Source organism: Proteobacteria bacterium CG1_02_64_396, assembly GCA_001872725.1.
Classification (GTDB): domain Bacteria; phylum Pseudomonadota; class MNWR01; order CG1-02-64-396; family CG1-02-64-396; genus CG1-02-64-396.
On record MNWR01000107.1, the window covers coordinates 1 to 11,083 of the forward strand.

An 11,083-nucleotide genomic window follows, 5' to 3' on the forward strand; every position below is an offset into this window, starting at 1 on the left:
CCTGGACGCTCAAAAAGGGTCGACAGCCCCTCCATGGCCACCTTCTTCCACTGGCTGATCTGCGCCGGGTGGATTTGGTGTTCACTGGCCAACTCGCTTGTGGTTTTGACCCCCTTCAGGGCCTCCAGCGCCACCTTCGCCTTGAACTGCGCACTGTGTCGTTTGTGTTTTCCGGGCATCGCTTGGCTCCTCGCTCTCGCCAATCATGCCCCCTCGGTCTTAACAAAACCTACTGTCCAGTTTTTGGGGTCCACTTCACGCAAACGGGCCGAGCAGCGGCTCGCCCTGCTGAGTTTCGCCCTGAACAACGTGCGTGAGGCGGCCTTCTTGATCGACGAGCAGGCCCGCTTCCACTACGTCAACGAGGAGGCCTGCCGCGTCCTGGGCTACAGCCGCGACGAGCTGCTCGGCATGGGGGTAAAAGATGTCGATCCCGACTGGCCTGCGGACCGTTGGTCCGAACACTGGAAAACGCTGAAATCCCAAGGTGCTTTGTTGCTCGAAGGGCGGCACAAAACCAAGGAGGGGGGGATCTTTCCGGTGGAGATCGGCGCCAACTTCATCGAATACGACGGCCGCAGCTTCAACCTGGCGCTGGTCCGCGACATCACGGGGCGCAAACACAACGAGGAGGAGCTCAAGCGGCTGAATCGGGAGCTGCGCGCCTTGAGCGACTGCAATCTGGCGTTGATGCGAGGTGAGGATGAAATCACTCTGCTCACCGACATTTGCACCATCATCTGCGACAAGGCCGGTTATACCCTGGCTTGGGTGGGGTACGCCGAACACGATCCGGACAAAACCATCCGCCCCGTGGCCTGGGCGGGGTTCGGCAGCGACTACATCGAAAACGCCAAACTCAGTTGGTCGGCCGACCTGCCCCACGGCCAGGGCCCAGCCGGTAGGACCATCCGCAGCGGCGAAACCATTTGCGTGCAAGATTTCGAGGTCGACCGCTTGATGACCCCCTGGCGGGAGGCGGCGTTGACCCACGGTTACCACTCCGGACTCGCGCTGCCGCTCAAGGGGGACGACGGCCAACCCTTCGGCGCCCTGCTCATCTATTCCGAACGCAAAAACGCCATCACCGACAGCGAACTGCGCCTGATGGAAGAGCTGGTCGGCGATTTGGCCTTCGGCATCCGCGCCCTACGAATCCGGGCCGAAAACCGGCGGTCCGAGGCGGCGCTGCGCCAAAGGGAGCGTTATTCCCAATCGCTGCTGCGGCTGTCGCGCAGCCTCGAACAATCCCAAAACTACGGTCAGGTTTTGAAAGCGGCCCAGGAGGAGGTCGCCACCATCCTCGACTTCCATTTTTTGGCGATCTACCTGCTCAGCGACGATGGCACCACCTTTCAGGCGCTGACCTTCGGCGGCGCCATCGAAAAGGGGATCCAAGCGGTCAGTGCCACCCTGCCCATCGCGGGAGACCCTTTGTTGGAGGAGATCGCCCAATCCTGCGACATCGTGGTGGTCGACGACGCCCGCTGCGACCCGCGCACCAACAAAGCCATCGTGAACGCCCTGCAACTGCGCACCCTGATCAACGTCCCGATTTTTCTCTCCGAGCAACACCTGGGCACGATCAGCACCGGCAGCGTGGGGGACGAGGGGTTGCACATCCTCACCCCCCCCGAGCGGGAATACCTCACCGCCATGGCCAGCCACATCGCGGTCACCCTGGACCGCATCCAACTGCTCGACGAACGGCGGCAGGTCGAAGCGCAGCTACGTAGCTACAAGGACCACCTTGAACAGACGGTGCAGCAGCGCACCGCCGAGCTGTTGCTGGCCCGGGATGCGGCCCAGGCGGCGAGCAAGGCCAAAAGTCTGTTTTTGGCCAACATGAGCCACGAACTGCGCACCCCCCTCAACGCCATCCTCGGGTTTTCCCGCTTGATGCAGCAGGGGCAAGAGGTCCCCCCCGAGCTGCGGGAAAACCTCGACATCATCAACCGCAGCGGCGAGCACCTGTTGGAGCTCATCAACGCGGTCCTGGAGATCGCCAAGATCGAATCGGGCAAGCTGCAACTGGAGGTCGCTCCCTTCGATTTGGGGGCGATGGTGCGCGAGGTCGTCGAGCTGATGCGGCTGCGCGCCCAAGAAAAGGGGCTCACCCTGGTGCTCGATCAGTCGTCGCAATTCCCCCGTCACATCAAGGGGGACGAGGCGCGGCTGCGGCAGATTCTGGTGAATCTGGTCGGCAACGCGGTGAAGTTCACCGATCGTGGGGGGGTGACCATTCGGCTGGGGGTGGAGAACAACGCCCACCAATACCTGACCATCGAGGTGGAGGACACCGGCCCAGGCATCGCCTCAGAGGACCAGCCCCGATTGTTCGAACCCTTCGTGCAGTTGGGAGAGGAACTCCCGGGCAGCGGCACCGGCTTGGGGCTGAGCATCACCCGGCAATTCGTGCAGTTGATGGGGGGGCGCATCGCCGTGACCAGCACGCCGGGGCAGGGGGCGTGCTTCAAGGCCCAATTGCCGTTGGAGGCGACCGGCGAGGGCAGCCGTCAGATCATCAATCAAATGGCGCGGGGCGAGGTGATCGGCCTAGCCCCCGGCCAGCCCCCCTTGCGCATCCTGATTGCCGAGGATCAGCGCGACAACCAGCTGCTGCTGGCCCATCTGATGAACCGCATCGGGCTCGAAACCAAAATCGCCGAGGACGGGGCGCAATGCGTCGAATGGTTCAAAAGCTGGCACCCCGATCTGATCTGGATGGATCGGCGCATGCCGGTGATGGACGGGGTCGAGGCGACCCGGCGCATCCGCGCCTTGCCGGGGGGGGATCGGGTCAAGATCGTGGCGGTCACCGCCTCGGTGTTCAAAGAACAACAACCCGAGATCCTGGCGGCGCAGATGGACGGCCTGGTGGGCAAACCCTACCGCTTCAACGAGATCTACGACGCCCTGGCTCAACAGTTGAACATCGCGTACCGCTACCGCGAGGCGGAGTCCCTCAATACCCCCCCCGTTGTGGCGCCGACCCCGGACATGCTGGCGGGGCTCCCCGAGGCGCTACGTGAGCAACTGCGCCGGGCGCTGGAGCGGCTCGACAGCGTGGCGATCCACACCGCGATTGCCCAGGTCGCCACCCTCGACCCCGATTTGGGCCAAAACCTTGCCCGTTTGGCCGATGGCTTCGATTATCCCAGCATCTTGAACGCGCTGGCGGGGGAGCCGCACCACCCGCCGCACCACCCTTGAACCCAGGAAACCCATGACCCCGCAAGGCCTGATCCTCGCCGTGGACGACACCCCGGCCTCTTTGAAGTTGTTGACCGACATTCTTCACGGTGAAAGTTTCGAGGTCCGTTCGGCCATCGACGGGGCGCTGGCGCTGCACGCGGCCCAGTTGCAGCCGCCCGATCTGATTCTGCTCGACGCCAGCATGCCCAACATGGATGGCTTCGAGGTCTGCCGACAGCTCAAAGCCGACCCACGCACCCGAGACATCCCGATCATCTTCGTCAGCGCCCTGACCGACACCGCAGAGAAACTCAAAGGGTTCGAACTGGGGGCGGTCGATTACGTCACCAAGCCGTTCCAACGCGAAGAGCTGCTGGCCCGGGTGCGCAACCACCTGGAATTGCGGCGACTGCGCCAGCACCTTGAAGAGATGGTCGAGGAGCGCACCGAGTCGCTCCGGGCCAGCCAGGCCAAGCTCAAAGACAGCCTGTTCGAATCGATCACCGCCATCGCCGCCACCGTCGAGATGCGCGACCCCTACACCGCCGGACATCAGCGCCGGGTGGCGACCATCGCGGTCGCCATCGCCCAAGAGATGGGGCTCTCCGAGGAGTTGGCCGAGGGGCTGCATCTGGCGGGAAGCGTGCACGACGTGGGCAAAATTAAGATCCCTGCCGAGATCCTGACCAAGCCGGGCCGCCTGAGCCCCATCGAATACGACCTGATTAAGGAGCACCCCCAGGCCGGCCACGACATTCTCAAAGGAATCGACTTCCCCTGGCCGGTCGCCCGGATCGTTTTGCAGCACCACGAACGGCTCGACGGTTCTGGTTATCCACAGGGGCTTGCGGGGGGGGATATTCTGCTCGAAGCCCGGATTTTGGCGGTGGCCGACGTGATCGACGCCATGGCCTCGTTCCGTCCCTACCGGGCCAGCCTGGGGATCGAGTTCGCGCTCCAAGAGATCGAGCAGCAACGGGGAGTCCTGTTCGATCCCGTAGTGGTCGATAGCGCCCTGCGTCTGTTTCGGGGGCAGGGGTTCCACGTGCCGGAGTACCACGCCTGAGGTTGTTCGAACGCACCAAACAAAAAAGCCCGGCATCTGACGATGCCGGGCTTTTTTGTTTGGTGCGCGGTAGAGGATTCGAACCTCTGACCTTTGGCTTCGGAGGCCAACGCTCTATCCAGCTGAGCTAACCGCGCGAAAGGTGGTTTGAGCCACCCCCGTTTAGGGAGGGCGCGAACATTACGGAGCGGGGGGGGCAGCGTCAAGGCTGCCCGGTTCGAGCGGCCCCAATCATTCCCCGTTCTGAAACAACCCGGCTTCGCTTCGGCGACAGAGGTCGCCTCCCACAAGCCAAGGGGGGGTCGCCGGAGCTGGTTGGTTTGGTTTGGTGGGAGCGGACTTCTGTCCGCGAATGAAGAGGCAGCGCTGGTTCCCCAACCCCCTGCCCTTCTGAGGTACCCCCTGGGGGGACGCGCTGCGTCGAACCCTCCTTCCCACACACAAAAAGCGGCCACGACAGAGCGTGGCCCTCCAAAGAGCAACACCGCCCACGCTCCCCAAACTTGGGCTCGACCGAATCAACCCGGCTTCGCTTCGGCGACAGATGTCGCCTCCCACAGGCCAAGGGGGTCGCCGGAGCTGGTTGGTTTGGTTTGGTTTGGTGGGAGCGGACTTCTGTCCGCGAATGAAGAGGCAACCCATCCGCCCCAACCCCCGCCCTTCTGAGGTGCCCCCTGGAGGGACGCCCTGCATCGCGTCTACCATCCTTCCCACAAAAAAAAGAGGGCCACGACAGAGCGTGGCCCTCCAAAGAGCACTACCGACCGGGATCGCCCCCACAAGTTGCGGGGGGGGTGTGCGGCATCCGCCAACACACCCTTACATTATTAGTGGTGAGTTCCCTCTTGCTGGATCGCCGACAACCGCCACACCGGGCCGGTCTCGTGCGCACCACGCATGAAGGTCCAATGTTCGGCGAAGGTGTGGGGATCGCTGGAGCCTTCGATGCGGCGCCCTTGGCTGTCGCGGATTTCGTCGCGCAGCAGCCCCGAAAAACGAACCGTCACGAAGGCCTCGTCCCCCTCGCACCACGCCTGGACCGGCACCGCGTCGAGCTGTACCACCTCGATCAAATTCTTCAATCCGCGATCGCGCAGATCGTCGATCTCGGACTGAATCTCTTCGAGCAGACGGGGGTGAAGCAGCCGCACCAGCTCGGGGGTATCCCCTTCGGAATAGGCCTGTTGCAGATGGCCGAAGGCGGCCTTAGCCCCACTGAGGAAGGTGTGCTCGTTGAACTCGGGCATCAAAGCCCGCATCTCGCTCCAGGGGTCGATGGGGGCGCCGTTTTGCATCGGGGCGCCCCACTGCTCGGGGGAAGTTTGATGCTCGGGGAGCCAGCCGCGCATCTCGTGACGATCCCGTCCACCGGCGGGGGCCGACAGCGGCTGGGGCAGCTTGGCGCGGAACAGGCGGAAAAGGATGAAAGCGATCAGGCCGAAGATGACGATGTCGAACAGGTTGATCCCCTCGAAGGCGCCGCCGAAAAGCAGCGCGCCGAGCATGCCCCCCAGGGCCAGCCCACCCAGCATCCCCATCATGCCGCCACCCAGCATCCCCGCCTTGGCGCCGGGGGCACCCTGCGTTGCGCCCGGTTTGGGAGCTGCGGTTTGGGGACTCATCGGCAGCGCCTGGGGACTTTGTTGCGGTTTCACCGCCATGGTCGATTGACCGCCCCGATAGCCCATGGAGCCGCCCCGGCCCAATTTGGCAAGCGCCTCGCCCGCCTGAACAGTCAGAAACACCACCACGGTCAGTGCCACAAGGAATTTCTTGCTAGGTTGCATCGAGCCTCGACCTCTTAAGATCTAGGGAAGCGCCGATGGACTCGGCGCTTCCGCGCGACCCATGAAGGGGTCGCCAAAATCGGGAACGTCAGTGACTGGTTTTGCGCACGCAACAAAAACCACGTCGCCTCATGGCGACTACTCGTGGTTTTTGCGAAACGCCACTAAAAAAGGGCAGGAGGCCTTTAATCAGCGCTTCTTTAAGTGGTTCAAAAATCGCCCGGTCTCTGACGCGACAAACCGCCGGTGCCGGATAAGATACCACAAAACCCCCGATTCAACGGGGACTTCAAGGACTGTGGAGAAGACTGTATGACCCATACGAGGTTCCGTCTCGTCGCCCTATTCACCCTGTGCTGCGCCTTCATGGCCCCTATTGCCGCCCAGGCGGCCGCGGAATTCCCCCCCGGCGAGGAGCGCTGGACGGTGGTTACCCCCCACTTTCGCATCCATGCCCCCGACCGGTTAACCCTGGCGGCCAGCCAATTGGCCGACATCGCCGAGCGCTACTTCGACCCCATGGTCGCCAAGGCCCAGACCGCCCCCACGGCGGTCACCCACATCGTTTTGACCGACCACCTCGATCTGGTCAACGGCTACACCTCGGTGATTCCGTACCCCCGCATCGTCCTGTACCTCAAGCCCCAAACCAATCGCCACACCGACTGGCTCGAACACGTCTTCATCCACGAATTCGCCCATGTGCTCCACCTCGACCGGGCCGAGGAGGAGGTCGCTGGGCTGCGGAGTGCGTTTGGACGGATGCCGCTGCTTTTCCCCAATCAGCTGCAACCCCGCTGGATGTTGGAGGGGTACGCCACCTGGATGGAGACCGTAATGCGCGACGGCGATGGTCGCGGCTACGACCCCACCTACCAAGCTCTGATGCGGATTGCGGCCCGCGACGGGGCGCTACGCCCCTTGCACACCCTCAACGAAGCGCCACCCGACTACCCCTGGGGCGACGATTGGTACCGCTATGGGGTCGACTTCTGGCTCGATGTGGACCAACAAGCGCCGGGGACGGTGCAGTTCTGGCACCGCATTTTTTCGGGCCAGCTCATCCCGTTTCGCATCAACCACGCCGCCGAGGCGGCCACCGGCAAAGATGTCGCCACCCTTTGGCGCGACTGGCAGGGGCGGCTGACCGAGCAGGTCAAAGCGCTGCCCGATCCGGTCGAGCCCCCCAACACCACGGTTCTGGGACAGCGCAGCGATCAAAGGTTGTCGGGGCTGACCTGGTTCCAAGGGGAGGTGACCGCCTCGATCTACGACGGCCATTGGAACCCCGAGGTAGTACGCTGGCGTGCGGGGGATTGGCAGCGCTTGGCCCGCCTGAATGCCCCGGTACGCATCTCGGCCGACGGCGACCTGATCTGGACCGCCGACCTGCACCATGTCGACACCTTCCACCAGTTCGACACCCCCATGACCCTCGACCCGGACGGGCTCGAAACCTGGCAGGCAGGCGAGCATGTCGCCGATTTGGGGGCGGGATTCGGCGCCGTGGTGGGGGTGCGCCACCACCCCGAGCGGCACGATTTGGTCGCCCGCAAACCCGACGGCAGTTGGGGCATCGTGGTTTCGGGCTGTCTGGGGGAGTACTTCCGCCATCCGGTGCCGTTGCCGGACGGGCGAATCGCCCTGGCCCACTATCCGGCGGGGGGCCCTTGGGATTTGGCGATCTACGATCCCCACCGCGCCGCCTTCTTCCCCCTGACCCAAGACGAGGCGGGGGACGGCATGCCCGCTTTTGATGCGGTGGGGGGGCGGATTTACTGGATTTCCGAGCGCTCCGGACAGCCGCAGATCGATTCGATTCTGCCCGATGGTAGCGACCGGATCCGCCACACCGGGGTGATCGGCGCCGCCGCCTTCCCCTCCCCCTCTCCCGACGGGCAAACCTTGGCCTGGGGCGAGCTGACCCCCCACGGCTGGTCGGTACGCACCGCCCCCATCGCCACCCTGCCTCGGCTGCCCGAAGTCGACGAGGCGCCCAGCCCCATCGCCACCCACATCGAGCCGCCCCCCAAACCCGACTACGAAAGCCTGGTACGCCCCTACACCCCCTGGGAATCGCTGACCCCCACCTGGTGGCTGCCCAACCTCGCCTACTCCAATCTGGACGGCTGGGGGCTGGGGGCGCAGACCGCTGGCAATGACGCCGCTATGGAGTACAGCTACGCCGCCAGCCTGCTCGGCTACGGCTTGGACGGCCGACGTAAGCCACGGCTGCTCTGGTATCTGACCGGCATCATCGACCGCTGGTGGCCGACGATTTCGCTTGAAACCCAGCGCCAGTTCGATTTCGCGGCTCACGGCATCTCGGCCGCCCTCCCCATCGCCTGGGACGACTGGACCCTGTACGGGTTGGCCGGTTTTCGAGGGAGTAAAAATTCCTGGGAGGGATGGAATCGCTACCTGGCGGCGGGGCTGGCCCTCGACAGCCGCCGCCAGTTCTTGAGCGACCCCTATCCGGCGCGGGGGGGGTACCTCCGACTGTTCGCCGAGCGCACCGTGGGATGGTTGGGACCGCTGGATACCGGCACCCGGCTGACCGCCGAGGGGCGGGGCTTTTTGCGTCTGGACGCAGCCCCCGGTGGCCACCCCTGGGGGGTCTTTGGGGTGCAGCTGATGGGCAGCGATGTTCAGGGTCGTCCAGGGCGAATCGGTTTCGGGGGGGCGCAAAGCGCCGTGGCGGCGCTGGCCACCCCTTTAACCGTCACCACCCCCTCGGCCTTTTTGGGCGATCAGCAACCGCTGCGCGGCTACCCCCGCAACACCTTCTTGGTGAATCGCTTTTTTGTAAGCCGCGCCGAATGGCGCCTACCCCTGGCCAACACCCAATGGGGCAAATCGACCTGGCCGATTGCGGCTGGGCAGCTCTTTGGCAGCGTGGCGGTCGACCATTTGCAGGGGGATTTGGGGCAAAAGGGGACGGGGGTGGCGCTGGAACTGGGACTGACCTCGACCCTGGCCTACTGGGTGCCGACCACCTTTCACCTGGGGGTGGCGCGGGGGTTGCGGGGGCCGGCTGCAATAACCGAGTACTACTTGAGGATGGGACAGATTTTTTAAGGACGAGGTGGGGGCCAAGGCGAAGGGTGGGATGGGGCACGCCTCCTCACCACCCCATGGAGTGGTTGTCCCAACCGGTTCTTTAGATGGTGCGCTTCAGCTTCGCTTCGGCGACAGAAGTCGCCTCCCATAGGCGAAGGGGGGGGTTGTAGGAGCGCCGCCCTCGGCGCGATTGAACCGGCAACTCGGTTCATTGGGGCTCAAACGACCCGCCGAAGCCTGTGGGGGTGGACTTCTGTCCGCGAATAAAGAGGCAACGCTGGTCCCACACCCCTGCCCCCACCATGTGCCCCCTGGAGGGACGCGCTCCGTCGCGTCCGCCTTTCGTTGGTTGAAGGAAAACGGCCACGCCGGAGCACGCCTCTCCAAAGAGCAACACCGACCACCGCCGCCCCAACCTGGGCTCGACCGCAGCAACCCAGCTTCGCTTCGGCGACAGAAGTCGCCTCCCACAGGCCGCAGTGATGCATCAAGACTTCACCGGTATCGATCCGCTTGTGGGAGGGGCCTCCTCACCTCGATCTGACGGGCAACCCGCGACCCCCTACCTCCACCGCGTCAGTCTCGGAGGTGCCTCCGCGAAACGACCCAAATCCACCCCAACCTCACCGTCGCCCCCAAAACCCCCACCAAGGCGGCAACCGCCAACCCCCACTTCACCGTCGTCACCCACCCCGCCGCCGCAGCCAACCCCGGCGCAAACACCGCCCCCTCGCCCAGCAGGGGGGCCAACATCAGGTTTTCGCTCAGGTCGGCTAGGGCGACCGCCAAAGGCAGCAGCGCCAACCAGCGCCACCGCCCGACGGTCAGACGGCGCAGCAGCAACGCAAGCCCAGCCCCGTAGAGCGCCATGAAGACGAAATCGAGGCATTGAAACTGCCGGTAGGCGGCGCGCCCCGCCACCCCGTAGGCATCGAGCGCCGTCCTAACCTCTTGCGCGTCGTAGTGCCAGCGGGTGTCGAGCAGCTCGGTGGCAGGGTGGCTCTGGGCTTCCACCGCTGCGACACTGCCGGGCAGATGCGACTGGTTGAAATAGAGGTCGATCCCCGCCGCGCCCAGCAGCAACGCGGCAATAACGGGCCAAACGGCCAGACGATCCCAAAACCGCAGCATCAACGCCCCCTCTCCGGCAGCAGATCCAACGCTTGCAACGCCCCCCGCAGCGCCTCCCGCAAGGGGGTGTGCGGCACCTCTGCGAGCAACCCGTCCAGCCTTCGACCCTCCAGCTGGTGCGGACGCTGCCATAAATAGCGCATTTCAAAAATCGCCCGGAGCATAGGGGCAAAGGGGGTCGCCAGCCGCATCAAACCCCAGGGCATCCCCCCCCGCCTCACGCGGCGGCCCACCACCCCCTCGATCCCCAGGAGTAGCTCCTCGCCGGTGACCCCATAGCCGGGAAAATGGAGCCGACTCGCCCCACTCAACCGCTCCCGCGCCTCGGCGACCCCCACGAAAGTTTCGGCTAAATCAGGCAAATAGGCCCAAGCATGCACCCGGTTCAGCGGGCCGGGATAGACCACCTTGCCCTTGGCCAAATCCTTGACGATCGCCAGATCGAACCAGCTCCCTCGACCCGCCCCGCCGAAGAAATCGCCCGCCCGGATCGTCGCACTGACCAGCCCCTGCTGAGCCGCCTCCTGCAGGCGACGCTCGATGGCGACCCGAATTCGCCCCTTGGCGGTGTTGGCGCCGTCGTCGGCAAAAGAGGTCGTTTCGTCCAACATCTCGGGCAGTTCGGGACCAAAGTTGTAGACGTTGCCGGGGTAGAGCAGCACCGCCCCTGCGGCGCTTGCCACCGCGATTCCCTGCTCGGCCAGGGGGAGCGCCTCGGTTTCCCAGGCGGTGTAGAGGGGGTTCAGGGCGTTGACCACCACCTGCACCCCTTGGGCCGCCGCCATCGTCATGTTGCTGTCGAGGGCGTCGCAAAGCACCTCCTCCACCCCCGCCGGCCACCCCC

Annotated in this window: 6 protein-coding genes, 1 tRNA gene and 1 pseudogene; 3 read left to right on the top strand and 5 right to left on the bottom strand. The window is 64.6% G+C overall.

Translation table 11 applies throughout. The features are described from left to right. Positions 1 to 179: pseudogene (locus AUJ55_13015) on the bottom strand (transposase). Positions 180 to 243: 64 nt separating this feature from the next. Between AUJ55_13015 and AUJ55_13020 the strand changes: the two are divergent. Next, complete coding sequence (locus tag AUJ55_13020; GenBank protein ID OIO53796.1) at positions 244 to 3,213, top strand: hypothetical protein; 2,970 nt, start codon at positions 244 to 246, stop codon at positions 3,211 to 3,213. A 13-nt stretch (positions 3,214 to 3,226) separates the two neighbouring features. Continuing rightward, on the top strand, positions 3,227 to 4,261 hold the full coding sequence (locus AUJ55_13025; GenBank protein ID OIO53797.1) for a two-component system response regulator: 1,035 nt from the start codon (positions 3,227 to 3,229) through the stop codon (positions 4,259 to 4,261). A 60-nt stretch (positions 4,262 to 4,321) separates the two neighbouring features. Here AUJ55_13025 and AUJ55_13030 read toward each other — a convergent pair. After that, a tRNA-Arg gene (locus AUJ55_13030) sits at positions 4,322 to 4,398 on the bottom strand. Between the two features lie 690 nt (positions 4,399 to 5,088). Beyond that, positions 5,089 to 6,048 carry a hypothetical protein gene (locus AUJ55_13035; protein ID OIO53798.1) on the bottom strand — a complete coding sequence of 320 codons (960 nt, stop codon included), beginning with the start codon at positions 6,046 to 6,048 and terminating at the stop codon, positions 5,089 to 5,091. 312 nt (positions 6,049 to 6,360) lie between these two features. Here AUJ55_13035 and AUJ55_13040 point away from each other — a divergent pair, with 312 nt between their 5' ends. Beyond that, positions 6,361 to 9,126 (top strand): hypothetical protein, encoded by a 2,766-nt coding sequence (locus tag AUJ55_13040; protein OIO53799.1) that lies wholly within the window; start codon positions 6,361 to 6,363, stop codon positions 9,124 to 9,126. Positions 9,127 to 9,684: 558 nt separating this feature from the next. On the opposite strand, the gene AUJ55_13045 is transcribed toward AUJ55_13040, so the two are convergent. Together AUJ55_13045 and AUJ55_13050 are read right to left on the bottom strand one after the other, a co-directional pair. Beyond that, positions 9,685 to 10,239 carry a hypothetical protein gene (locus AUJ55_13045; GenBank protein ID OIO53800.1) on the bottom strand — a complete coding sequence of 185 codons (555 nt, stop codon included), beginning with the start codon at positions 10,237 to 10,239 and terminating at the stop codon, positions 9,685 to 9,687. After that, on the bottom strand, positions 10,239 to 11,066 hold the full coding sequence (locus tag AUJ55_13050; GenBank protein OIO53801.1) for a hypothetical protein: 828 nt from the start codon (positions 11,064 to 11,066) through the stop codon (positions 10,239 to 10,241). Before AUJ55_13050 ends, AUJ55_13045 begins: the two co-directional genes overlap by 1 nt. Positions 11,067 to 11,083: the final 17 nt, after the last annotated feature.